This window comes from Variovorax sp. YR634, assembly GCF_900106655.1.
Lineage (GTDB): Bacteria > Pseudomonadota > Gammaproteobacteria > Burkholderiales > Burkholderiaceae_C > Variovorax.
In genome coordinates this window covers 45,526-67,705 of the sequence record NZ_FNOL01000014.1, presented here as the reverse complement: position 1 = coordinate 67,705, position 22,180 = coordinate 45,526, and the positions used below count along the sequence as shown (strand labels likewise).

Here is a 22,180-nt window from a genome sequence, read left to right as displayed (position 1 = left end):
TGCGGTCGCCCGGCGCGGCCGCACGCGACGACGTCCTGACTCAGCGCTCTTCGGTGGCGGGCGAGCGCCTCGGCACGCCGGGCAGGGTCCATCCGAACGTCATGCCCGCCGCGGCTATCAGGATGGCCGCGGCGCCCACCACCTGCAACGCGCCCAGCCGCTGGCCGAAGGCGACATAGTCGACGCCGATGGCCACCAGCGGATAGATGAACGACAGCGCGCCGGCCACGGGCGTCGACAGCTTCTGCAGTGCCCCGTACAGCAGCACGAACACCAGCCCCGTGTAGACCACACCCATGGCCAGGTGCACGCCCCACGTGGCCGCATCGCTGGGCAGCGTCTTCAGATACGCGAACGGCGCGAGCATCACGATGCCCACGCAGACCTGGATCAGCGCGATGAGATGCGGGGCGATGCCGTCGAGCTTCTTCGCAATGATCGCGGCCACCGCGTAGCAGAAGGCCGCGCCCAATGCCATCAGCACGCCGACGAAATAGGCCGAACCGTCGGCCCCGCCGCCCGGCTTGGCCTGCGCCACCAGCACCACGCCAGCGAACGCGATGCACAGCCACACGGCCTTCATCGCGGTCAGCCGCTCCGACAGCAGCAGCGCGCCGAGCGCGACCAGCATGAAGGGCTGCGTGTTGTAGACCGCCGTGGCAATCGAGATCGACGCGCGCGAGAAGGAAGCGAAGATCAGCACCCAGTTGACGACCAGCGCCACGCCGCCCAACGCGGCCAGCGCAAAGCTGCGCAGCGTCAGGCCACGCCGCAGCAGGCCCAGAGCGAGGCACACGATGAGCAGCGTGGCCGCGCCGAACACGCAGCGCCAGAACAGCAGGTCGGGCAGCGGCTGTCCGGATCGCACGACGAACCATCCGATGGTTCCGGAAATCACCATGGCCGCGCTCATTTCCAGCGCACCGCGAAGCTGTGTCTGCATGTCTGTCTCGAATGGCAGAAAGGAAGGAGCAAGCGTGCCACGTCCGGCGCGGATTGGATATGCTTTGAATAAGGCAATCACCGCTGATGACCTTTCAAAACAAGCCATCGCGGCCCATTCACCGGAGATCGGCAACATGCTCGACGCAATCGACGAAACCATCGTGCAGGCATTGGCCGGCAACGCGCGGATGTCCCTGAAAGAGCTGGCCCACCACGTGGGGCTGTCGTCGCCCAGCGTGTCGGAGCGGCTGCGACGACTTGAAGAGCGCGACGTGATCCGCGGCTACACGCTGGACGTGAACCCGAAGGCGCTGGGCTACCAGTTCCAGGCCATCGTGCGCATCCGCCCATTGCCGGGGCAACTGCAGGCAGTGCAGAAGCTGATCGAGGCCACGCCCGAGTTCTGCGAGTGCGACAAGGTCACAGGCGAAGACTGCTTCGTCGCGCGGCTGTTCCTGCAATCGCTCGAACAGCTCGACGGCATTCTCGACCGCATCGCGAGCAAGGCCGAGACCAACACCTCCATCGTGAAGGCGCAGACGATCCGCAGGCGGCTGCCGCCCTTTCCGGCTCAGTGAAGGTCAGGGCCAGAACTGCTTCAGTATTTCCGGCAGCATGCTCTCGACAAAATCGTTCGTGCACGCGCTGCCGGCCTGCTCGCCGAACTTCTCGTCCAGCGCAAGATGCGCAAAGCCGTGCACGACAGACCAGGCGCCGAGCGCCGCGGCCTGCATCGCGCGGTTCGGCGGCTTCTTGCTGCTCCAGCCGTTGTAGTCGCGCACTGCCTGCTCCAGTTCGGCGAATGCCGCGTCGCCGGCCGCCTGCAGCCGGAGGTCTTGCGTCAACCGGTCCTTGCGGAACATGAGCTGAAAGCGCGCCGGGTAGGCCAGCGCGAATCGCACATAGCCCATGCCCTGCCCACGCAAGCGACGCGCGGGGTCGGTACCACCCGTTTCCGTGCCGGCACGCAGGCAGCGTGTGAGTTCCTCGAAGCCCAGGATCGCCACCTCGGTCAACAACCCGGCTGCGCTGCCGAAATGATGCATGGGCGCGGCCGCCGACACGCCGGCGCGCCGCGCCGCTTCGCGCAGGGTGAAGCCCTCGATGCCGCGCTCGGCGAGCAGGGCTTCGGTAGCCCCGATCAGCGCCGCGTGCAGATCGCCGTGGTGATAGGGCGCGGGGGCTTCCTCTGTTTTCTTTGCCGCCATGGCTGGTTGCTGCTTTCGGTCTTCAAAGGAGGGAACTCTACCTTCTAAAGAATCTGCTGGCGTTTTTATCTAAACACTGTCAAGATTGCGCCATGCCAATCCTGGCGAGCCACATTTCTTGCTGGAGGCCGTGCATGTTCGACTCACTTTTCAGCGCAGGCAGCACCGTCGCCCTTCCTGCCTGGGCCGCGCTCGGCGCAGCCCCGTGGCTCGGGCGTGCCAAGCCGGTGATATGGGCAACGACGGGCATCGTCATTCCCGTCGGCCTCGGGCTGGCGTACTGGTGGCTGATGGCGACGTACTGGTCCGCGGCCGGTGGCGGCTACAGCTCGCTGTCGGCGGTGCATGCGCTGTTCCAGCATCCGGGCCTGCTCACCGCCGGATGGTTCCATTACCTCGCCTTCGACCTGTTCGTAGGCACGTGGATCGCACGCGAGGGAGAGCGCGCGGGCATCGCGCCGGTGCTGCTCATTCCTTGCTTCGCTCTCACCTTCCTGTTCGGGCCAGTCGGCCTATTGGCCTTCCTGGCGCTGCGAGTCGCGCCCGCATGCATGGCGCTGGCGCGCGAAGTGCATCGGCGGCAACCGCAGCTGGCCTGGTTCGGTGGCCTGCTGCTCGCAGCGATGGTGCCTGCCCTCGTGGCTGCTTGGCTCGATCCGCGCACGCTGAACGGCGTAGGCGTGTGGGTCAAGCCGTTGAAGTTCATGGCTTCGGTCAGCCTCTACGCGCTGACCACTGCATGGCTGCTCGGCGACCTGCCGCGCGAGCGGCGCGGGGGCCGCATCGAACGCGCGGTTGTCGCTGTGGTGATCGCCACGGGCGTCTTCGAGGTCGGCTACATCACGCTGCAAGGTGCCCTCGGGCAGGCCTCGCATTTCAATGAAGACTCGACCTTCCACATCGTCATGTACAGCCTGATGGGCGTGGGTGCGCTGTCGCTCAACGCCACGGCATTGCCGCTCGCGTGGCTGTTCGCGCGCCACGGCGACGCGCTGGCAGCGCCTTACAGGCTGGCCGTGGTGCTGGGGCTGGGGCTGACCTTCGTCGCCGGAGCGGGCGCGGGCATCGCGATCAGCCAGCACGGCGGATCGACCATCGGCGCCATCGCAGGCGGCACAACGCTCCCCCTGTTCGGCTGGTCAGCCACCGGCGGCGATCTGCGCGTGCCGCACTTCCTCGGCGTGCACGCACAGCAGCTGCTGCCGCTGGCGGGCGCACTCATCAGCGTGTCGCTCATGCCATGGGGCCGTGCGGCAGTCTGGCTCCTGACGGGCCTTTACGCGGCGCTGATTCTGCGGATGTTCAGCCTGGCCTATGCGGGCGTTCCGCTGATTGCGCTCGGCGTTCAGGCCGCGGCATAGCTCTCTCGGTCAGTCGCTCTTCGTGCGCAGCGCCTGGCCGGGCTCGGGGCCAGTCTCGGGCGCATTGCCCGTCATCATCTGGCTCAGCAGGCTCGAGAGCACGTCGCGCTGCGGCGCATCGAACATGCGCAGCAAATGCAATTCGGCGGCCGCGTGGCGCGGCATCGCTTCATCGGCCAGGCGAATGCCCTTGGCGGTTAGCTTGACCAGCACGCCGCGACCATCGTTCGGATCGATCGAGCGCTTGATCCAGCCCTCCTTCTCGAGCCGCTTCAGCAGGTTCGACAAGCCACCCGAAGTGAAGAGAAGCGTGCTCTGCAGGCGCGACGGCGACAGCCTGTAGGGCGCGCCCGCCACGCGCAAGGTAGCGAGCACCGCGTACTCCTGGTACTTCATGCCGAAGGGCTCCAGCACCTGGTTCAGCGTGCGCAGCACCACCTCTTCGAGCCGCAGCAGCCGGCCAACCACGGACTTGCCGCTGCTGTCGATGTCAGGCCGCTCGCGCCTCCATTGCTGGATGCCGCGCTCGACCAGGTCGGCGCCGCCTTCCATCGGCGCTTCATCGGCCGGTGCAACGGGCTTGGCGGCCTCAGCGGCCTCAGCGGCATCGTCGCGATGCCTTGCATCGCCTTGGGGCGGACGTCGATTCGACGCTTCTTTTTTGTGCGGCATGACGTGCTTTCCATCCAGGTTGATGCCCATGCGCTGCCATTGTGGTGCGGCGCGATGGCGCGGGTTGGTCCCTATCTTAAATTCCTTGCATTTATCTTTTACGAAAGATAAAGTGAATTCCAACGCAGCCATCCGGCCCTTCGTTCCGGGTTTTCCCCACAGGAGCTCTTCATGAAAACCATGTTCTCGCGCTGTCTCGTTTCCGGCTTGGTGGCCGCTCTTTTCGCAGGCGCTGCACAGGCCGAGGAGCTGGTGGTCGGCATCTTCGGCGGCTCCTTCGCCGACGACTCCAAGACCTGCCACATTGCGTCGTTCGAGAAGAAAACAGGGGCCAAGGTCGCGCTCAAGCTGGGCAGTTCCTCGCAGTTCGCGGCTGCGATCCGCGCGACCGGCGGCAAGTCGGACTTCGACGTGGTCTACATCGACAACTCGCTCGCCGCGCAGCTCAAGAACGAGAAGCTGCTCGAGACCATCGACAAGAGCAAGCTCACGAACGCCGCCGAAGTGTCGCCGCGCGCACTCGACAAGGACGGCCAGTACGTCGTGTTCATGACCGGTGCGACCGTCATCGTCTACGACACCAAGCAGATCAAGACACCGCCCACCTCCTGGTCCGACCTTGCAAAGCCCGAGTACGACGGCAAGCTCGCCATCGGCGACATCAGCGGCACCTCGGGCTCGCAGTTCCTGATGGCTCTCAACCGCATGAAGGGCGGCACGCTCGCGAACATGGACGCGGGGTTCGCGGCCATCAAGCCGATCGCGAAATCGTCCGTCACGCTCTACACGCAGGCCGACCAGATCGTGTCGCTCTTCGAACGCCAGGAGATCGCCGCCGCCGTGTGGTACCCCGACCGCGCCGGCTCGGCCATCGACAAGGGCCTGCCGCTGGCCATCGTCTATCCGAAGGAAGGCGCGGTGGGCATCCTGCCTGCGCTGGTGATCCCGAAGGGCGCGAAGTCGCCTGCGCTCGCGCTCAAGTACATCGACGAGGTGCTGTCCAAGGAAGGCCAGACCTGCTTCGCAGAACGCAAGTACGCGGGCCCGGTCAACACGCAGGTCAAGCTCAGCGACAAGGCCGCGAAGATCGTTCCCTACAAGGAGACTTTCGACAACCTCTGGCTGCCCGACCCCGAGGCCGTGGCCAAGTCGCTGCCCGACTGGACCAAGCGCTGGCAGCGCGAAGTGGCTCGCTGAGCCGCCGCAACCTCCAGGACCGAACGACATGCCGGCACTCACGCTCGACCGCCTCGAGAAACGCTACCCGGGCCACATTGCCGCACAGTCCGTGTCGCTGTCAGTGCACGACGGCGAGTTCATCTCACTGCTCGGCCCTTCGGGCTGTGGCAAGACCACCGTGCTGCGCATGGTGGCCGGCCTGATCGAGCCGACGGGTGGGCGCATCCTCGTCGATGGCCGCGACGTCACGGCGCTGCCCACCAACAAGCGCAACATCGGCCTGGTCTTCCAGTCGTACGCGCTTTTCCCGCACATGAGCGTGTTCGAGAACGTCGCGTTCGGCCTGCGCCGCCAAGGCCTGCAGGGCAGCGAGTTGAAGCAGCGCGTCGACCAGGCGCTGGCCAGCGTGCGCCTCTCCGCGCTCGGCGACCGACTGCCGCGCCAGCTCTCCGGCGGCCAGCAGCAGCGCGTGGCCGTGGCACGTTCGATCGCGCCGCGCCCCAGCATCCTTCTTTTCGACGAACCGCTGTCGAACCTCGACGCCTCGCTGCGCGACGAGATGCAGATCGAGCTCAAGCGCCTGCAGCGCGAAGTGGGCATCACCACGCTGTTCGTCACGCACGACCAGGGCGAGGCGATGTCGATGTCCGACCGCGTGTGCGTGCTCGCGCACGGCGTGGTGCAGCAGTTCGACACGCCCGAGGCCATCTACCACCGTCCCGCCACAGGTTTCGTCGCGAGCTTCATCGGCCGCCCCAACCGTCTCGCGGGCCGCGTGGTGCGCTCGCCCGAAGGCGCGGCTGCGGTGCAGTTGAACGATGGCCCGGTGCTTGCGGCCACGGCTGCCGATGGCATGGCACAGGGCACGGCGGTCGACGTGGTGGTACGCCAGGAGGACATCCGCTTCGCCGACTCGGCGGCGTCGAACGGCCCGACGCTTTCGGGCCGCGTGGCCATGCGTTCCTTCGTCGGCTCGCGCGTGCAATACCTGCTGGCCTTCGGCAGCACCGAGCTCATCGCCGAGGCGCTCACCAATGGCCCGCACGCCGGCCTGGCGGTCGACGCACCGGTTCGGGTGAGCGTCGAGCCGCAGCACGTCTACGTGACACCCACGGCAAGCCAGGCCACCGCATGACGCCGCGCAAGATCACCGGCACTCTGCTGGCGTCGCCGCTGCTGCTGCTCCTGCTGCTGGCATTCGTCGCGCCGGTGCTCCTGATGGTGCCGCTGAGCCTGCACCCCTATGTGCCCGGCACCGGCATCGCCGCCGGCTGGACGCTCGAGAACTACACCAGCATCCTCACCGACGAGTACTACCGCGAGGTGGTCGTGCGCACACTGGTACTGGGCTTCGGCGTCACCGCCATCTGCCTGCTGCTGGGCTACCCACTGGCCTACTACATCGCGAATGCGGGCCCGAAGATGCGCCTTACGCTCACCATGCTCGTCATCTTCCCGATGCTGCTGAACCTGGTGGTGCGCTCGTTCGGCTGGATCGCGCTGCTGGCCAACCGCGGGCTGGTGAACAACCTGCTCATCGACATCGGCCTGATCGAGCGGCCGATCAAGATGATGTTCAACCTGTTCGGCCTGCTGGTCGGCATGTCGCACATCTTCCTGCCGTTCATGGTGCTGATGCTGGTGCCGGCCATCCAGGCGATCTCCAAGGACGTGCAGGCGGCCGCGTACACGCTGGCCGCAAGCCGGCTGCGCGTGTTCTGGTCGATCACGCTGCCGATGAGCGCACCGGGCATCCTGTCGGGCTCGATCCTGGTGTTCGTGCTGACCATCAGCGCACTGGTCACGCCGCGCATGCTGGGCGGGCCCACCTACAAGGTGATGGCCACGCTGATCTACGACGACTTCCTGCAGACGCTCGACTGGCCCGCAGGCGCCGCGATGTCCTTTGCGCTCACCGCGCTCACGCTGGTGGTCATCGGCCTGTCGAGCCGCGTGCTCAGGCGCTGGGGAGGCAACGCATGAGCATCGAAGGCAAGAAGGCGCCGTTCCTCGCGGCCACGGCCATCGCGGTGGTCGTGTTCCTGCAGATTCCCGTGCTGGTGGTAATGCTCGCGGCCTTCAGCAAGACGGCCTACCTCACGATCCCGCCCAAGGGCCTGACCTTCCACTGGTTCGAGGTGGTGCTGCGCGACCCCGAGTACCTCAGCGCCGCCTGGACCAGCCTGTGGCTCGCCGCCGCATCGACCGCCGCCGCGCTGGTGCTGGGCCTCATTGCCGCCTACGCCATTCACCGCCGCATGGTGCCCGGCGCGGGCGCGCTCACCTCGCTCTTCATGGCGCCGCTGATCCTGCCTTCGGTGGTGCTCGGCGTGGCGCTGCTGCAGTACTACACGATGACCGGCCTGCGCGGCAACTCGCTGGGCCTGTGGCTCGCACACGTGGTCATTACCGTGCCCTACGTGGTGCGCGCGAGCCTGGGCAGCCTGTCGGCGGTCGACGAGTCGCTCGAGGACGCGGCGCGCGTGCTGGGAGCCGACGGCTTCACGAGCTTTCGCCTGGTCACGTTGCCGCTGGTGAAGCCCGGCCTCGTCGCTGGCGGCCTCTTCGCCTTCATCACCTCGCTCGACAACGTGCCGGTGTCGGTGTTCCTGCTCTCCGCGAGCCAAACGACGCTGCCCGTGAAGATCTTCACCTCGGTCGAGCAGGGCGTGGACCCGAGCGTGGCCGCCGTCTCCACCCTTCTGATCGTAACCACCGGCGTCGTGCTGCTGCTGGCCGAGCGATGGACGGGCTTCCACAAGCACGTCTGAGCACCCCGCTTTCCACCTCATTCGCCAAGGAGTTTCTTGATGCCGACCACGAGCAAAGGCTTCCCGCTCATGCTGACCTTCGACCTCGACGCGGAGACCATGTGGACCGGCCGCGACCCCGCCAACGCGCAGCGCCCCATCCTCATGTCGCAGGGCGCCTACGGCTGGAAGGTCGGCATGCCGCGCATCCTCGCGCTGCTGGCGCGCTACGACATCAGCGCCACCTTCTTCATTCCCGGCGAAGTGGCCGACAAGCACCCGGACCTGGTGCGCGAGGTGGTCGACAAGGGCCACGAGGTGGCGCACCACAGCTACAGCCACCGCTGGATCGTCAACCTGAGCCCCGCGGAAGAACGCGAGGAGATGGAGCGCGGCATGGAGACGCTCACCCGCCTGGCCGGTACCCGCCCACGCGGCTGGCGTTCGCCGGCGGCGGAGTTCAGCAGCATCACGCTCGACCTGCTCAAGGAGTACGGCTTCGACTACTCGTCGAACTTCTTCGATGACGACTCACCCTACCTGCTGGAAATCGGCGGGCAGCGCACCGACATCGTGGAACTGCCCTTTCGCTGGGTGCTCGACGACGCGCCCTTCTTCCAGTACTCGATCACCCTGCCGGGCCGCACGCTGCAGGCGCCCTCTGCCGTGCTCGAGGCGTGGACGAGCGAGTTCGACATGCTGTACGCCGAAGATCGGATGATGATGGTCGGCATGCACCCGCAGATCATCGGCCAGCCATCGCGGCTCAAGGTACTCGAAGGGCTCATCGAGCATGCGCTGGCGCACTCGGGTGTGTGGATCGACCGCTGCGACCGCATCTCCGACGACATGCGCCCGCGCCTGAAGGCGGCGGTCAAGGCATGACCACCGCCTTGCGTTTCGTGGTGAGCGGCGGCGCGAGCGGTATCGGCTTCGCGGTGGCACGGCTCGCGGTGGAACGTGGCGCGCGCGTCGTACTGCTCGACCTTGATGCGCCACGGCTGCAGGCATGCGTCGCGGCATTGGGCGACGCAGCGCTGCCACTGGTGTGCGATGTGACCGACGCACCGGCCGTGAAGGCTGCGGTAAACCATGCCGCCCAGTGGCTCGGCGGTATCGACGCGCTGGTCAACTCGGCCGGTGTCGATTCGCTGAAACCGCTGGAGCAGACCGACGACGCCGAGTGGGCCCGCACGCTGGCCGTCAACCTCACGGGGCCGATGCTGATGTGCCGCGCCGCCATGCCGCACCTGCGCGCGGCGGGCGGCGGCAGCATCGTCAACATCGCGTCGGGCGCAGGCCTGCGGCCGCTGCCGAACCGCACCGCCTACTGCGCCACCAAGGCGGCCGTGATCATGTTCGGCAAGGCACTGTCCATTGAAGCGGCGGCGGACGGCATCCGCGTCAACGCTGTGTGCCCCGGCGCCATCGACACGCCTCTGTTTCGCACCAGCTACGAGCACAGCGACGACCCGGCACGCACGCTCGACGAGATCCGCCAGCGCTATGCACTGGGCCGTGTCGCCGCGCCCGAGGAAGTGGCCGAGGCCGTGCTCTACCTGAGCGGCCCGGGTGCCAGCTACATCACGGGCACCGCGCTGGCCGTCGACGGCGGGCGCACCTTCCACTGAAAGATCAGATGCCATGAGCTTCGACCATCGCATCGCCGTCGTCACCGGAGGCGGCCAGGGCATAGGCGCCGCCACGGTGCTCGACTTTCTGGACCAGGGTGCGCGCGTTGCCGTGCTGGACCTCGACTGCACCCCGCTCGCGCAGCAACTCGCAACCAGGCCCGAAGCCGCCGCGCATTGCCTGCGCGTGTCGGGCGACTGCACCGATGCCGCCGTGGTCTCGGCCTTCTTCGACCGGGTCGAAAAGGAACTGGGCCCGGTCGACATCCTGTTCAACAACGTGGGCCAGAGCGCGCGCGAACGCGGTGGCCTGTTCACCGAATCGGACGAGGCCGTGTGGCGCTTCGTCATCGAGGTGTCGCTGCTCACCACCATGCGCGCCGCGCGCCGCATCGCGCCCGGCATGAAGGCGCGCGGCTTCGGGCGCATCGTCAACATGAGCACCGACGCAGCCTTTGCCGGTGACGTGGGCCTGGCCGATTACGCCGCCGCCAAGATGGGCGTGGTGGGCTTCACGCGCTCGCTGGCGCGCGAACTCGCGCCGCACGGCGTGACCGTGAATGCGGTGTGCCCCGGCGCAATTCGCACGCGCGCGCACGACAGGCTGCGCCCCGAGGTGCTCGCGAAGATCGTGGCCGACACGCCCGCCGGCTTCGTCGGCTCGCCCGAGGACGTGGCCGCCACGGTGCGTTTCCTCGCGAGCGACGAAGCGCGCTTCATCACCGGCCAGACGCTGCTGATCGACGGCGGCCGCTGGATGCTCTGACCTCTTTTCAAGGACACGACCATGGACCTGATGGACCACAGCGCACGCGAACTTGCCGCACTGATCCGCACCAAGGAAGCCTCGCCCGTGGAGGCGGTGCGCGACGCGCTCTCGCGCATCGAGGCGCGCCGCGAGCTCAATGCCTTCATCACCGTGACGGGCGAGCAGGCGCTCGAAGCCGCGCGCCGCGCCGAAGCCGCCGTGATGGCCGGCGAGACGCTCGGTCCGTTGCACGGCGTTCCGTATTCGGTGAAAGACCTGACGCTGACGGCCGGCGTGCGCACCACCATGGGCTCGGCAATCTACGAAGACTTCGTGCCGAAGGAAGACGCCGTGGCCGTGGCGCGCGCCAAGGCCGCTGGCGCCATCCTCATCGGCAAGACGACCACGCCCGAGTTCGGCCACAAGCAGGTGGCGACCGCACCGATCTTCGGCCGCACGCTGAACCCGATCGATGCGCGCTACACACCTGGTGCGTCGAGCAGCGGAGCGGCGGTGGCGGTAGCGGCGGGCCTCGGCTCGCTCGCGCTCGGCACCGATGGCGGTGGTTCCATCCGCATTCCGGCTTCGTGCTGCGGCATCGTCGGGCTCAAGGCCACGCTGGGCGTGGTGCCGAACCTGCAGGCGCCCGACCTGTTCTCGGCCAATTCCTTCACCGGTCCGATGGCGCGCGACGTGGCCGACACGCAGTTGCTGTTCGATGTCATCAAGGGCTTCGACGCGCGCGATCCCTATGGGTTGGGCGGGCCGGTGCCGCAGCGTGCGATGCCCACGTCGCTGCGCGGCCTGCGCGTGGCGTGGTTGCCCACGGCGGGCAACCCGATCGACCCCGAAGTCGAGGCCGTGACGACGGCCGCCGTGCAGGCGATGGAACGCGAAGGTGCCATCGTCGAAACCGTGCAGCTGAACTTCGTGGCGCTCGAACGCCACTTCCTCGTGGTGCTGCAGTCGATGCTGGCCGCACGCGTGGGCGCCAACCTCGAGCGCTTCGGCGACCGGCTGGACGCCACGCTGATCGACGCCGTGCAAAAGGGCCGCCGCCACAGCGCTGTGGACCTGCACGACGCCACCTTCGCCAAGACCCGCTGTTTCACTGAATTGCAGACGCTCTTCAAACGCTTCGACGTGCTGGTGTCGCCCACCGTCTCGGCGCCGCCGTTGCCCATCGACATGGACGTGAGCGGCGAAGTGGAGATCGGCGGCCGGCCCGCCGGCACCATCCGCGGCGCCTGGTATCCGTACACCTACCCGATGAACCTGACGGGCCATCCCGCGCTCTCGATGCCCTGCGGCAAGAGCGCGATCGGCCTGCCCATCGGGTTGCAGCTGGCGGGCCGCTGGTACGACGACGACCACCTGCTGGCCATTGCACGGCTGGTGGAGCCCGCGCTCGGCTGAAGTTTTCTTCTCTTCCGCCTCGCGCACGAGGCTTGGCGGGCGCCAAGTGGGTTCTGTCCTGTTTTTGCGTAGATGCGTACGGTTGGGCAGCAGTTCGCCGTCCCAGAATGAACCGGCCGTGCGGGGTACGGCACGCGCATTTCTTCATAGAACAAGGAGACCCTCATGATCACTTCCCGTCGCGGCCTGCTGGCCGGTTCCGCCGCCATGGCCACAGGCGCCATTGCCGGTTGTGCATTGCCCGCAGGCGCCAGCCGCACGCAGGCAACGCCTTTCGATGTCGCCGCATCGACCATCCCGATCGTGGGCAGCGAGCAGGTCTATCCGGTGCGCCGCATCTACTGCATCGGCCGCAACTACGAGGCCCATGCGCGCGAGATGGGCTCGGACCCGAGCCGCGAGCCGCCCTTCTTCTTCCAGAAGCCGGCCGACGCGATCCAGGTCGTGACACCCGGCGTGGTGGCCGACCACCCCTATCCCACGCTCACGAAGAACTACCACTACGAAGTGGAGCTCGTGGTGGCGCTGGCCAAGGGCGGGCGCAACATCCCGGCGAGTTCGGCGCTCGACCACGTGTACGGCTATTCGCTCGGTCTCGACATGACGCGCCGCGACCTGCAGCGCGAGATGGGCGACCAGAAGAAGCCATGGGAAATCGGCAAGAGCTTCGACCATTCGGCGCCCATCGGACCGATCCACCCAGTGGCGAAGGTCGGGCACTTCACCGACGGTGCGATCTGGCTCAAGGTGAACGGGCAAACGAAGCAGAGCGCCACGCTCAAGCACATGATCTGGTCGGTGGCCGAGCAGATCAGCCGGCTGTCGCAGGCCTTCGAGCTGAAGCCGGGCGACATCATCTACTCGGGCACGCCGGAGAACGTCGGGCCCGTGGTGCGCGGCGACCTTATCGAAATCCACATCGACCGGCTGCCGGAGCTGTCGGTGCGGATCGTCTGAGGGCGCGGAGGCCGTCGCACCATTTTTCCTACCAGATTGGTGCCGATCATCGGGGCTCCTGCATCTCCAGAGCCACCATGTCCCAGCCTCCGCAAGCCACCTACATCGACGACCTGCACGCCCCGCAGGTGTTCGCGGACGAAGTCTCGGGATACTGGGTCAACGCGGGCTGCGTGCACATCACCTTCGATGCCAGCCGCGTCGACCACAGCTCCGACCGGTGCCCGGTCCATCGGGCCGCCGTGCTGCGCGTGACGCTGCCGATACCCATTGCACAGGTGCTCGCGGTCAGCCTCTATGACTTCCTGAAGCAGCGCGGGCTGGCGCCGGCGCCTGGCAACGGGCACTGACGAGGGCAAGCAGCACCCGGCGGCGGGTAGCCTCCAAGATTTCTCCGAGATTCAACTTTAAAATGAGAAGCATTCTTATTTGTGAAGTGAGTCAACGTTGAATCCTGGACGCCAGAACACCGCCGGCACCGTCACGGTCCCCTCCCCCACCTCATTCAGCCGCAGCGCATTCGGCCCGCCCGCGCGCGCCACGCTGCTGGTGCTGTGGGCGGCCGCCCAGATCGGCCGCGCGCATGCACAGGAGGTGCAAAACAAAGAAACCTCTTCGCTGCCGACCGTCACAGTCACAGCCGAATCGCAGGACGACTCGCAGCAGCACCTCGGCGCCAAGGTGAGCAGCGGCGCGCTCGGTGCGCGCTCGCAGCTTGAAACGCCCTTCTCCACCACCGTCGTGACCAGCGAGGACATGGCCGAGCGCCAGGTGTCGAAGCTGGGCGACGTGTTCGCACTCGACGCGTCGGTGTCCGACAACAGCGGCGCCTACAGCAGCTGGGCCAGCTACATCACGGTGCGCGGCCTGCCGCTGGACTGGCAGAACGCTTACCGCATCAATGGCCAGCCCTTCCTGAGCTACGCCATCACCATGCCCTACGAGCACTTCGAGCAGATCGAACTGCTCAAGGGTTCGTCGGGCTTCATGTACGGCTTCGGCTCGCCGGGCGGCATCGTCAACTACGTGACGAAGAAGCCGACCGACACGCCGGTGCGCAGCATCGAGGTCGGCTACAAGACCGCCGGCATCTGGAGCGAGCACGTCGACCTGGGCGGGCGCTTCGGCACCGACGACCGCTTCGGCTACCGGCTCAACGCCACGCACGAGGAAGGCAAGACCTACAACGACGGCAACATCCGCCGCGACTCGGTGTCGCTCGGGCTCGACGCGAAGCTCACCGACAAGCTCACCTGGACCTTCGACTCGCTCTACCAGAAGCGCACCTCCACCGGCCAGACGCCATCGATCTACCTGGGCAGCTACACGGGCACGAGCCTGCCGTCCACGATCAGCGCCAACAACGCGAGCCTCGTCGGCCCTGGCCAGCACCTTGCCACCGACTTCAGGCTCTATTCGACCGGCCTGCAATACCAGCTATCGCCCGACTGGACGCTCAGCACCAGCTACAGCCACAGCAGCGCCACGCGAAGCCGCAACGAAGGCATCTCCTACCTGCAGGACGCCAGCGGCAGCTACGACGACTACCGCTCCGACAGCGAAGAAGGCCACCGCTTCAACCAGTGGCAGGCCATGGCCACGGGCAAGCTGCGCACCGGCGACTTCGAGCACCAGGTGACGCTGGGCGCGTCGTGGCAGAAGCAGGTCAACTACTACAGCAGCAACGCTGTCTACCAGCTGGTGGGCACCGGCAGCATCTTCGGACAGAACATCAACAGCTACAACAGCGTGACGAACCTCACGCCCTACCGCAACAGCGACATCACGCAGCGCGCCGTGTTCGCGAGCGACACGATGAAGCTGTCCGAGAAGTGGTCGGTGCTGGCCGGCCTGCGCAGCACTACCTACGAACAGGTCGGCTACGACACCACCGGCCTGCAGAACTCCACCTACCGCAAGAGCGGCGTGATCACGCCCACGCTGGCGCTGATGTACAAGCCCGCGCCCGACACCACGCTGTACACCAGCTATGTCGAATCGCTGGAGCCCGGCAGCACGGTGAGCAACCTCTACGCCAACGACGGCGCGCTGCTCAACCCGCTGAAGAGCCGCCAGTACGAACTGGGCGTAAAGACCGAGCGCGAACGCTGGAGCGCCACGGCCGCGCTGTTCCGCATCGAGCGCGGCGCCGAATACGCCAACAGCTCCAACGTGCTGGTGCAGGACGGCCAGTCGATCTACCAGGGCCTGGAGCTCGGCGCTTCCACGCGACTGGGCTCGCAGTGGCAGATCGGCGGCAACCTGATGCTGCTCGACAGCTCCTACGAGCGCGGCAGCAGCTATGTCGGCAACCGCGTGGCGGGTGCGCCGAAGCTGGTGGCAACGGCGCAGGTGTCGTACACGGTGGCGCAGGTGCCGGGCCTCAAGCTCTCGGCCGACATGAAGTACACGGGCAACACCATGCTGAACGCGGCGAACCAGCTGACCGTGCCTGGCTACACCATCGCCAACATCGGCGCGAGCTACACGACGCGCATCGGCGGGCGCAACACGACCTTCCGCGCGGCCATCAACAACGTGGCGAACCGGAAGTACTGGGAATACCAGTACGACAACTACATCAAGCCCGGCGACCCGCGCACCTTCAGCCTGAGCGCCAAGCTCGACTTCTAGGCCTTCTCGCAGTCTCTGCTTCCTTGGCCGGCCGCCGTCTTCGACGGCGCGCCGGCTTTTGGATTTCTGCAGCGGCCGATGGCCATCGGGGGAGCCGTCATCCAATTTTTCTCCCCCTTTGAAGTTCACGATACGGGTCATGAACACCATCCCGCATCGCAACCCGCACGGCGCATCGCACGCGCTGCGCTTCACCGGCCTGCCGGCGTTGGCGCATGCGGATCGCCACTCCCCGGAACTCACCATGCAAGCACGCTGGAGCAGAACACAGCCCGCCCTCGTCGCTGCGCCGCGGCTGAAGAAGTCCTTCTGGCTGTCGCTTCTCGCGGGCCTGCTGGCCTTCGGCGCGCTGGCGTTCGGCGTCCTCGTGGCCGCGAGCGACACCGGCTGCGCAGCGCGTGAAGCCGGCGCTTCGGGCAACTACAGCCAATCGACGCTCGCGCCGATCACATCGGCCGGCGGCAGTTGCAAGCGCAAGCAGGAGCCCGGCCGCCTCGAGCATCCGAAGACGATGCTCTAACACGCCCACTTGCGACAGCCCACTTCAGAAGAAAGCACATCCGTGTTCGATACCAAGCTGCCCGGTGGCGCCTCGCGGGTGTTCCGGCCACAGCCTTTCTTCAGTGCGCTTGTAGTGGAAAGCGATCCCGCCGTGGCGAGCCGCCTGAATAGCGTCCTGGGGGTCCTCGCGCCGGGACGGTGCGTGGTGCTTGTGCCCACGCGCGAAGAGGCCGATGCGATGCTGGACACGCTGTCCTTCGACCTGGTGTTCGTCGACATGCAGCTCTATCCGATCGGCGACGGCGCATCGCTGATCGCCGACGTGCGTGCGATGCAGCCACGCGCCCGGATCATTGCCCTGTCGGACACGGACGATCGTGAGCTGGCCCTGTCCGCATTCGCCTCCGGGGCGACGGGCTACCTGCTGAGCGAGGCGGAAGACGCCGAGATCGCCTACGCGTTGCGCGCCCTGGCGAACGGCGGCGCAGTGCTGGACCCGCGAGTGGCGCGCCACGTGGTGGCCATGTTCGCCGAGACGCTGGCTGAGCCAATCCGCGCCGGCGACTTCCACGCGGACGGCGCCTTCCGCAAGCTCGAGCTCAGATCCCTGACTCCGGCGATTCCCGAGGGAACACGCCCCGGTCTTCCAGGCTGACACCGACACGAAGGCGCTTCCTCTCGCGCGGCAGCTCGTGCTCGACGATGCAACGCCGGGCAAGGAGGAACGCCAGCCGCCGGGCATCCCAGGCCAGGAACATCGCCAGCAACGCGACGTCGCACACGGCCAGCGCGATCAGGGTGCGCCAGTCCCACAGCCAGTCGAACGAAGTCATGAGTCGGTAGAGGTGATGAATGCGAAGCCCCGAGATTGCGGTCTTCGCATTGCCTGCGAATTTCACCGTGTTACGGTGATCGCGGTTCAGGCTTCGCGCGTGCGCGTTACGGCGGGCACGAACATGTAGCCCTCGTTGCGCACGGTGCGGATCAGGTCGGCGCGCGTCTCGCCGGAGGCCAGCTTGCGTCGCAGGCGGCTGATCTGCACGTCGATGGCGCGGTCGTACGAATCGCTCTCGGCGCCGAGCGCGTACTGCACCAGCTGGTCGCGCGTCAGCACCCGCCGCGGGTGCTGCACCAGCGCGCGCAGCAGGCGGAACTCGCCGTCGGAGAGGTCCACCGGGCGGTCTTGCGGGTCATGCAGCAGCCGGGTTTCGAGGTCCATGCGCCAGCCTGCGAAGTACAGCACCTCCGGCTGCTGCGCTTCTTGCGCCGCAGGCGTGCCAGAAGGCGGCGGCACGGATTGTTGCGCCGGCAATCCGACAGCGGCCGCATGCGCAGTGCGGCGCAGCACGGTGCGGATGCGCGCCAGCAGTTCGCGCGGATTGCAGGGCTTGGCCAGGTAGTCTTCTGCGCCGATCTCCAGGCCCACGATGCGGTCGATGTCCGTGCCCACGGCCGACAGCATGATGACGGGCGGCCCGCCGATGCGCTGCAGCTCGCGCAGCGCGCTCAGGCCGTCTTCGCCGGGCATCATCACGTCGAGCACGATCAGCGCGTAGTCGGCCTGCGCGAGCCGCTCGCGCATCTCCGCGGGATGGCCGGCCGCATCGACATGGAAGCCGTGCTTCTCCAGGAAGGACGCCACCAGGCTGCGGATGCCGGCGTCGTCGTCGACGATGAGGATTCGGGTAGACAGGTTCACGTTACGGCGGATCGGGTAGCGGATCATAGGCCGGGCGCGGCCTCCGCCCGAAGCCCCGCGAGCCTTGAAATAATTTGCAATGCGCTGAAATCCGGCTGCAACATCCGCTTCACAGACTCGTGCGCTCGAACGTTTGCGCATGCCCCCCCGCCTCGCGCATGCGCGCTGACAGCTGGGAGAAAAAAGATGGGAACGCAAAGATCGAGCCATGCCGGCGTGACATCGCTTCCCGTCCGTGCCAGCATCAACCCATGAACTCCCAAGGTACCGCGCGCCGCTGGTCGGGCCCGCCGCTCGCGTGGCAAATCATGGGCCTGCTGCTGGGCGGGCTGGTGGTGGCGCAAGTCGTGACACTGGCGCTGACCGTGCTGCTCCCGCCGCAACCACAGCGCCAATGGGAGATGGGCGACATCGCGCGCGTGCTGTCTGGCCGGAGCGCCGAAGGCCGCAACGCGAACCTGCTGCAGCGCACGCTGCAGGCGAACGCGCCCCAACCCAAGGGACAAGGCTGGCTGACCTCCGAACGCTCGCGGCGCGACCTGGCGCAGCTGCTGACGCGCGACGAGGCAGAGGTACGGCTGTACTTCTTCACGCCGCTGCCGTTCGCGGGCACCACAGGGCCTGTCGCGGCGACGGAGAACGGGCATGACGCAGCGCAGCCGGTGCCGCGCCGCATCGCCGATACCTTCGCCGGAGCCGGCTTTCTGCGGGTCCAGGCGAGGGGTGGGCCGGGGGGCGGCGGTGGCGGACCGGGAGGTCCCGGTGGACCTGGAGGCATGGCGTTTCCGGGTGGGATGGGCCCCTCGGGCGGCGGCTTCGGCACTGACAGGGGCCCGAGAGGGAACACCACAGGCACTCCACCGCCGCCGCCTGGCGGCACGACAACGAATTCCGCGCCGGGCAACGCGCCGGCCACTGCACCGGATGCACCAGTCGGTACATCCGCCCCCACGCCCGCGGCCGGAAACCCTCCAGGCAGCACGGTAGCGGCGCCCCCTGGTAGCGGCGCAGGCCCCGTCGGCACACCGCCATCGCCCGGATCGGCGGCACCGAACACGGCGACCACGCCGGGCTCGGCGACTGCACCAGGCTCAACGACCGCGCCGGGCGCGCCCGGTGCCGCCCCTCCACCAGGCCTCTCGCCCACGGCGCCGCCATCGGGTCCCGCCCAAGGCCAGCCCGGAGCCCCTTCCATACAGTCAGGGCCCTCCATGCGAGCCTTGCCGCCGGTCATCGAAAGCCACCCACGCCACGAGGCCCCCGCCAGGGCTGAGGCGCCTGTTGCAGCCCCTCCCGCGCAGTCGCCGCGCGCCAAGCCCGCCACGCGGCCGTCCTCGGCCAGCACGCCACCGGCGACCGCGGCTGCACCGCCACGCGTCGTCACCCCCGCCGAACCGCCCCGTGCGTCCAGAGACACCGACACGACGATCACGACGCCCATTGCGACCACCGACAACGAACGCCCCGCCGCGCGCGGCCTCTTCGGGCTCGCTCCCGCGCCGTTCGTCGAAGGCGACTTCATCGCCGCGGTCTACACGCCCGAAGGCAGTTGGGTGGTCGTGCAGCCGGTGCCCGAGTCTTTTCCGAACGCATGGCAGCGCCGCGTGCTGCTGTGGTTCCTGATCGCCGCGGCAATCGTCGCCCCCGCGGGCTGGCTGTTCTCGCGCCGGCTGGTGCGGCCGATTGCCGGCTTCGCACGCGCGGCCGACCAGCTGGGGCGCGACCCTGCGGCGCCGGTGCTGGCACTGGAGGGCCCCGCCGAGATCGGTCGCGCAGCACAGGCCTTCAACCGCATGCAGGCGCGGCTGCGCAGCTTCGTCGACGACCGCACGGTGATGATCGGCGCCATCAGCCACGACCTGCGCACGCCCCTCACGCGGCTGCGCTTTCGCATCGAGGACGTGCCCGACGATGTACGCGCCGGCATGCTCGAAGACGTCCAGGAGATGGAGCTGATGATCGGCTCCGTGCTCAGCTTCATCCGCGATGCCTCGGTGGTGAGCGCGCGAGAGCGCATGGACCTCTCGAGCCTTGTCGAGGACGTGGTCGAGCAGGCCATCTTCGTCGGCAAGAACGTGCAGCTGCGACGCGTCGAGAGCGCGCAGGTGGAGGTCGACCCGATCGGCATGCGCCGCGTGCTCGACAACCTGATCGAGAACGCCGTCAAGTACGGGCACCTGGCACGCGTGCGGCTGTTCACCGATGGGCATGACGCCGTGGTCGAGATCGGCGATCGTGGGCCGGGGCTGCCCGCAAACGAAATCGAGCAGGTGTTCAAGCCGTTCTATCGGACTGCGCAGGCGCGGTCCTCGCGTGCTGCGGGCAGCGGCCTTGGTCTGGCGGTATGCCGCTCCATCGCGCGCGCGCATGGTGGCGATGTCGTGCTGAGATCCGGCTCACACGGGCTTGTTGCGCAGGTTCGCGTACCGCTGGCGCTCGAGGCACAACGGCTGGCGTCTGCGGCGCACTGAGCAAAGCCGGCGCACACGCGCGATGACACCACCCTTCAGATGCCATGGCACGCGCCGCCGCGCGTCATAGTGAAGCGGCACGAACGGGTCCGCGCCTTTACCTCCTGAAACACCTGTCGAAACACGCATGAACCACCGCAGGACGGGTGGCATGCGGACTGCAGAAAGAAGCTCGTCCCGGTGAGTTTTTCCGGGCGCACTTTTCTCAACCGCAGGAGTTTCACAATGAACCATCGTTCCTTCGCACGCAACGTGCAAAAGGGTTTCACCCTCATCGAGTTGATGATCGTCGTGGCGATCATCGGCATTCTGGCTGCTATTGCGATTCCGCAGTACCAGACCTACGTCGCGAAATCGCAAGTAGCCCGCGCCATGGGGGAAACCGGCGCCCTGAAGACGGCGTATGAAGATTGCCTGAACAATGGAATGACTGCTGTGGCTGCCTGCGACCTTGGCGCCACCAGCTCCGGCATCTTGAGCTTGACCTCGCCCCTGGTTTCGACGGCTGGCACGTCACTCGGCACATCCACCACAAATACTGTCGCTCTGACTACCACCGGCACCATTGCAGGCAGCTTCGCCGGCCAAGCGGCTGCAATCCTGAAAACGACCCCCTTCACGATCACCTGGACTCGTACCGCCGAAGGCAGCTGGAGCTGCAAGACTACGGCTGACTCGAAGTACGCACCGGCGGGCTGCCCTAACGGCACCTGATTCAGCCGCATCGCTTAACGCAAGCCGCCTTCTGGCGGCTTTTTTGCGTCTGCGTCAGGGCGACGAGATCTGTTGCGCGCTGGCCTTGCGGTATGCGGCCTCCACCAGCGCCTCGCACTGCCCCGCACCCGTGGTATCGAGACAGCCTCGCTGAAAGAGCTGATACATATCGAGCGCCGCGCGAGCCGCCAGTCGCTCACCTGTTGACGAAGGCGGCGCGTCAGCACACTCGTAGAGATCCGGCACTCCCGCCGCATTGCATTTCTGCTGCGCGACGATCATGCTGCGCACCGCGACATCCGCACCGAAATCGGCCGGCTCATCACCAGGCCTACGTGAGCCTCCGCAAGCTGCCAGTGCTGTGAGTACGAGTGCAGGGCAAACAATCCACGCAGCCAACCGCATGCCTACGGCTCGCCGCATCCCGCCCTCATGCCCTGAATCTGCTGGCAAGCCACCGGATGCCCCAACGACGCCGCCTTGGCAATCCACATGATTGCGAGGCTGTCGTCCTTCGGCACGCCCAGGCCCGATGCATGGCAGTTGCCTAGCCACTGCATAGCATCGGCATTGCCTTGCGCAGCCGCCAGGTCGAACCAGTAGACGGCCGCATTGAAGTGGCCCGCGACGAAGAACATCCCGCCGACATCGGCCTGCGCATTCGCATCACCGCTGTCGGCCTTCACGATCATGTGCAGGTCTTCGTCAGACAGCTCGAGCTTGATCAGACCAACGATTTGCGCGAAGGCGAGCATCGCCCGTCCCCGTGCGTCTTCCTTGTGCTTGGCGATGGTGCCGTCGGACACGCGACGCCACAGCGTGCGCTTGCTGATGCCGGTCATCGCGATGGCGGCCTCGAGGCTGATGGCGTCCGACCTCAGCTCCGGGCCGCCCTCGGGCTCGAGGCCGTCGTGCACATGCGGCAACGTCTCGCTCTCAGTCGCCTTCCGGCGTCGGCTGCTGCGAGGCAGCCGCTGCCGTACCGTCATTTCCGGGATGCACTGCCAGGGGGTGGTGGCCTGCCGCCGTCCTGCGCGGGCTTGGTGAAGCCTGCCTTGGTCATGCACGCGGTCATCGCGGTCTCGTCGGGGCCGCCGTTCGAATCCTTGGCCACGCTGGCCGCGCAGGTCTTCAACGCAGCATCAACCGCTGAATTGCCGCCAGTGCTGCCGGTGCTTGCACTGCTGCTTTCCGTGGTCGTCGACGCAGCCCAAGCCGCGGCCGAACATCCCACCAGACACGCAATCCCAAGGGACAGCAACATCTTCTTTTTCATCGATCACTTCTCCTGAAC

Annotated in this window: 25 protein-coding genes; 18 read left to right on the top strand and 7 right to left on the bottom strand. The window is 67.0% G+C overall.

The features are described 5' to 3' along the window. Positions 1–40: 40 nt before the first annotated feature. Positions 41–943 carry a DMT family transporter gene (locus tag BLV60_RS21935; protein ID WP_093057400.1) on the bottom strand — a complete coding sequence of 301 codons (903 nt, stop codon included), beginning with the start codon at positions 941–943 and terminating at the stop codon, positions 41–43. A gap of 136 nt (positions 944–1,079) precedes the next feature. On the opposite strand from BLV60_RS21935, the gene BLV60_RS21930 reads away from it, so the two are divergent. Continuing rightward, entirely contained in the window at positions 1,080–1,523 is a 444-nt protein-coding gene (locus BLV60_RS21930) for an Lrp/AsnC family transcriptional regulator (RefSeq protein WP_093057399.1), read from the top strand. 3 nt (positions 1,524–1,526) lie between these two features. Here BLV60_RS21930 and BLV60_RS21925 read toward each other — a convergent pair whose 3' ends face one another. Next, positions 1,527–2,153, bottom strand: a complete 627-nt coding sequence (locus BLV60_RS21925) for a TetR/AcrR family transcriptional regulator (RefSeq protein ID WP_093057398.1) — start codon at positions 2,151–2,153, stop codon at positions 1,527–1,529. Between the two features lie 134 nt (positions 2,154–2,287). Here BLV60_RS21925 and BLV60_RS21920 point away from each other — a divergent pair, with 134 nt between their 5' ends. Further along, on the top strand, positions 2,288–3,514 hold the full coding sequence (locus BLV60_RS21920) for an ABA4-like family protein (RefSeq protein ID WP_093057397.1): 1,227 nt from the start codon (positions 2,288–2,290) through the stop codon (positions 3,512–3,514). 9 nt (positions 3,515–3,523) lie between these two features. Here BLV60_RS21920 and BLV60_RS21915 read toward each other — a convergent pair whose 3' ends face one another. Beyond that, the gene (locus BLV60_RS21915; RefSeq protein WP_218132240.1) at positions 3,524–4,186 is read right to left on the bottom strand and encodes a MarR family winged helix-turn-helix transcriptional regulator; all 663 of its coding nucleotides are present in this window, start codon (positions 4,184–4,186) and stop codon (positions 3,524–3,526) included. A gap of 171 nt (positions 4,187–4,357) precedes the next feature. Here BLV60_RS21915 and BLV60_RS21910 point away from each other — a divergent pair, with 171 nt between their 5' ends. The 13 genes from BLV60_RS21910 (at position 4,358) to BLV60_RS21850 (ending at position 16,657) form a co-directional block, all read left to right on the top strand. Beyond that, entirely contained in the window at positions 4,358–5,383 is a 1,026-nt protein-coding gene (locus BLV60_RS21910) for an ABC transporter substrate-binding protein (RefSeq protein ID WP_093057396.1), read from the top strand. A gap of 28 nt (positions 5,384–5,411) precedes the next feature. Beyond that, positions 5,412–6,500 carry an ABC transporter ATP-binding protein gene (locus tag BLV60_RS21905; protein ID WP_093057395.1) on the top strand — a complete coding sequence of 363 codons (1,089 nt, stop codon included), beginning with the start codon at positions 5,412–5,414 and terminating at the stop codon, positions 6,498–6,500. Continuing rightward, complete coding sequence (locus BLV60_RS21900; RefSeq protein WP_093057394.1) at positions 6,497–7,348, top strand: ABC transporter permease; 852 nt, start codon at positions 6,497–6,499, stop codon at positions 7,346–7,348. Before BLV60_RS21905 ends, BLV60_RS21900 begins: the two co-directional genes overlap by 4 nt. Continuing rightward, complete coding sequence (locus tag BLV60_RS21895; RefSeq protein WP_093057393.1) at positions 7,345–8,136, top strand: ABC transporter permease; 792 nt, start codon at positions 7,345–7,347, stop codon at positions 8,134–8,136. The genes BLV60_RS21900 and BLV60_RS21895 overlap by 4 nt, the downstream gene beginning before the upstream one ends. A 39-nt stretch (positions 8,137–8,175) precedes the next feature. Then, a complete protein-coding gene (locus tag BLV60_RS21890) occupies positions 8,176–9,000 on the top strand; it encodes a polysaccharide deacetylase family protein (RefSeq protein WP_093057392.1) in 825 nt (274 codons plus the stop codon). Next, the gene (locus BLV60_RS21885; protein ID WP_093057391.1) at positions 8,997–9,746 is read left to right on the top strand and encodes an SDR family NAD(P)-dependent oxidoreductase; all 750 of its coding nucleotides are present in this window, start codon (positions 8,997–8,999) and stop codon (positions 9,744–9,746) included. Before BLV60_RS21890 ends, BLV60_RS21885 begins: the two co-directional genes overlap by 4 nt. A gap of 13 nt (positions 9,747–9,759) precedes the next feature. Further along, positions 9,760–10,512 carry an SDR family NAD(P)-dependent oxidoreductase gene (locus BLV60_RS21880; RefSeq protein ID WP_093057390.1) on the top strand — a complete coding sequence of 251 codons (753 nt, stop codon included), beginning with the start codon at positions 9,760–9,762 and terminating at the stop codon, positions 10,510–10,512. 21 nt (positions 10,513–10,533) lie between these two features. Next, the gene (locus tag BLV60_RS21875; protein ID WP_093057389.1) at positions 10,534–11,910 is read left to right on the top strand and encodes an amidase; all 1,377 of its coding nucleotides are present in this window, start codon (positions 10,534–10,536) and stop codon (positions 11,908–11,910) included. 165 nt (positions 11,911–12,075) lie between these two features. Beyond that, positions 12,076–12,867, top strand: a complete 792-nt coding sequence (locus tag BLV60_RS21870; RefSeq protein ID WP_093057388.1) for a fumarylacetoacetate hydrolase family protein — start codon at positions 12,076–12,078, stop codon at positions 12,865–12,867. A gap of 77 nt (positions 12,868–12,944) precedes the next feature. Further along, positions 12,945–13,217, top strand: coding sequence for a hypothetical protein (locus tag BLV60_RS21865; protein ID WP_093057387.1), 273 nt, complete (start codon positions 12,945–12,947; stop codon positions 13,215–13,217). Between the two features lie 193 nt (positions 13,218–13,410). Continuing rightward, positions 13,411–15,501, top strand: a complete 2,091-nt coding sequence (locus tag BLV60_RS21860) for a TonB-dependent siderophore receptor (protein WP_093057492.1) — start codon at positions 13,411–13,413, stop codon at positions 15,499–15,501. Positions 15,502–15,640: 139 nt separating this feature from the next. Continuing rightward, the gene (locus tag BLV60_RS21855) at positions 15,641–16,021 is read left to right on the top strand and encodes a hypothetical protein (RefSeq protein WP_093057386.1); all 381 of its coding nucleotides are present in this window, start codon (positions 15,641–15,643) and stop codon (positions 16,019–16,021) included. Between the two features lie 42 nt (positions 16,022–16,063). Further along, on the top strand, positions 16,064–16,657 hold the full coding sequence (locus BLV60_RS21850; protein WP_176928874.1) for a response regulator: 594 nt from the start codon (positions 16,064–16,066) through the stop codon (positions 16,655–16,657). Here BLV60_RS21850 and BLV60_RS21845 read toward each other — a convergent pair. Then, the gene (locus BLV60_RS21845; RefSeq protein WP_176928872.1) at positions 16,602–16,901 is read right to left on the bottom strand and encodes a hypothetical protein; all 300 of its coding nucleotides are present in this window, start codon (positions 16,899–16,901) and stop codon (positions 16,602–16,604) included. The two genes, BLV60_RS21850 and BLV60_RS21845, sit on opposite strands and share 56 nt — an antisense overlap. A 20-nt stretch (positions 16,902–16,921) precedes the next feature. Continuing rightward, positions 16,922–17,728 carry a response regulator gene (locus BLV60_RS21840; RefSeq protein WP_093057383.1) on the bottom strand — a complete coding sequence of 269 codons (807 nt, stop codon included), beginning with the start codon at positions 17,726–17,728 and terminating at the stop codon, positions 16,922–16,924. 224 nt (positions 17,729–17,952) lie between these two features. Between BLV60_RS21840 and BLV60_RS21835 the strand changes: the two genes are divergently transcribed. Then, positions 17,953–20,172 carry an ATP-binding protein gene (locus tag BLV60_RS21835; protein WP_093057382.1) on the top strand — a complete coding sequence of 740 codons (2,220 nt, stop codon included), beginning with the start codon at positions 17,953–17,955 and terminating at the stop codon, positions 20,170–20,172. Positions 20,173–20,397: 225 nt separating this feature from the next. Continuing rightward, a complete protein-coding gene (locus tag BLV60_RS21830; protein WP_093057381.1) occupies positions 20,398–20,886 on the top strand; it encodes a pilin in 489 nt (162 codons plus the stop codon). Positions 20,887–20,940: 54 nt separating this feature from the next. Here the strand turns inward: BLV60_RS21830 and BLV60_RS21825 are convergent, their stop codons facing one another. Together BLV60_RS21825 and BLV60_RS21820 are read right to left on the bottom strand one after the other, a co-directional pair. Continuing rightward, on the bottom strand, positions 20,941–21,168 hold the full coding sequence (locus tag BLV60_RS21825) for a hypothetical protein (protein WP_093057380.1): 228 nt from the start codon (positions 21,166–21,168) through the stop codon (positions 20,941–20,943). A 125-nt stretch (positions 21,169–21,293) separates the two neighbouring features. Then, complete coding sequence (locus BLV60_RS21820; RefSeq protein WP_256329449.1) at positions 21,294–21,803, bottom strand: tetratricopeptide repeat protein; 510 nt, start codon at positions 21,801–21,803, stop codon at positions 21,294–21,296. A gap of 144 nt (positions 21,804–21,947) precedes the next feature. Here BLV60_RS21820 and BLV60_RS21815 point away from each other — a divergent pair, with 144 nt between their 5' ends. Then, on the top strand, positions 21,948–22,178 hold the full coding sequence (locus tag BLV60_RS21815) for a hypothetical protein (RefSeq protein WP_143042628.1): 231 nt from the start codon (positions 21,948–21,950) through the stop codon (positions 22,176–22,178). The last annotated feature ends 2 nt before the right edge of the window (positions 22,179–22,180 follow it).

What these genes read in the sequence shown, in the direction of transcription:
- BLV60_RS21910 (WP_093057396.1), top strand. Translation starts at nt 4,358, where the DNA reads ATGAAAACCATGTTCTCGCGCTGTCTCGTTTCCGGCTTGGTGGCCGCT.
- BLV60_RS21890 (WP_093057392.1), top strand. Translation starts at nt 8,176, where the DNA reads ATGCCGACCACGAGCAAAGGCTTCCCGCTCATGCTGACCTTCGACCTC.
- BLV60_RS21865 (WP_093057387.1), top strand. Translation starts at nt 12,945, where the DNA reads ATGTCCCAGCCTCCGCAAGCCACCTACATCGACGACCTGCACGCCCCG.
- BLV60_RS21915 (WP_218132240.1), bottom strand. Translation starts at nt 4,186, where the DNA reads ATGCCGCACAAAAAAGAAGCGTCGAATCGACGTCCGCCCCAAGGCGAT.
- BLV60_RS21930 (WP_093057399.1), top strand. Translation starts at nt 1,080, where the DNA reads ATGCTCGACGCAATCGACGAAACCATCGTGCAGGCATTGGCCGGCAAC.
- BLV60_RS21920 (WP_093057397.1), top strand. Translation starts at nt 2,288, where the DNA reads ATGTTCGACTCACTTTTCAGCGCAGGCAGCACCGTCGCCCTTCCTGCC.
- BLV60_RS21825 (WP_093057380.1), bottom strand. Translation starts at nt 21,168, where the DNA reads ATGATCGTCGCGCAGCAGAAATGCAATGCGGCGGGAGTGCCGGATCTC.
- BLV60_RS21840 (WP_093057383.1), bottom strand. Translation starts at nt 17,728, where the DNA reads ATGATCCGCTACCCGATCCGCCGTAACGTGAACCTGTCTACCCGAATC.
- BLV60_RS21815 (WP_143042628.1), top strand. Translation starts at nt 21,948, where the DNA reads ATGCACGCGGTCATCGCGGTCTCGTCGGGGCCGCCGTTCGAATCCTTG.
- BLV60_RS21925 (WP_093057398.1), bottom strand. Translation starts at nt 2,153, where the DNA reads ATGGCGGCAAAGAAAACAGAGGAAGCCCCCGCGCCCTATCACCACGGC.
- BLV60_RS21855 (WP_093057386.1), top strand. Translation starts at nt 15,641, where the DNA reads ATGAACACCATCCCGCATCGCAACCCGCACGGCGCATCGCACGCGCTG.
- BLV60_RS21895 (WP_093057393.1), top strand. Translation starts at nt 7,345, where the DNA reads ATGAGCATCGAAGGCAAGAAGGCGCCGTTCCTCGCGGCCACGGCCATC.
- BLV60_RS21935 (WP_093057400.1), bottom strand. Translation starts at nt 943, where the DNA reads ATGCAGACACAGCTTCGCGGTGCGCTGGAAATGAGCGCGGCCATGGTG.
- BLV60_RS21830 (WP_093057381.1), top strand. Translation starts at nt 20,398, where the DNA reads ATGAACCATCGTTCCTTCGCACGCAACGTGCAAAAGGGTTTCACCCTC.
- BLV60_RS21870 (WP_093057388.1), top strand. Translation starts at nt 12,076, where the DNA reads ATGATCACTTCCCGTCGCGGCCTGCTGGCCGGTTCCGCCGCCATGGCC.
- BLV60_RS21835 (WP_093057382.1), top strand. Translation starts at nt 17,953, where the DNA reads ATGAACTCCCAAGGTACCGCGCGCCGCTGGTCGGGCCCGCCGCTCGCG.
- BLV60_RS21900 (WP_093057394.1), top strand. Translation starts at nt 6,497, where the DNA reads ATGACGCCGCGCAAGATCACCGGCACTCTGCTGGCGTCGCCGCTGCTG.
- BLV60_RS21880 (WP_093057390.1), top strand. Translation starts at nt 9,760, where the DNA reads ATGAGCTTCGACCATCGCATCGCCGTCGTCACCGGAGGCGGCCAGGGC.
- BLV60_RS21905 (WP_093057395.1), top strand. Translation starts at nt 5,412, where the DNA reads ATGCCGGCACTCACGCTCGACCGCCTCGAGAAACGCTACCCGGGCCAC.
- BLV60_RS21875 (WP_093057389.1), top strand. Translation starts at nt 10,534, where the DNA reads ATGGACCTGATGGACCACAGCGCACGCGAACTTGCCGCACTGATCCGC.
- BLV60_RS21885 (WP_093057391.1), top strand. Translation starts at nt 8,997, where the DNA reads ATGACCACCGCCTTGCGTTTCGTGGTGAGCGGCGGCGCGAGCGGTATC.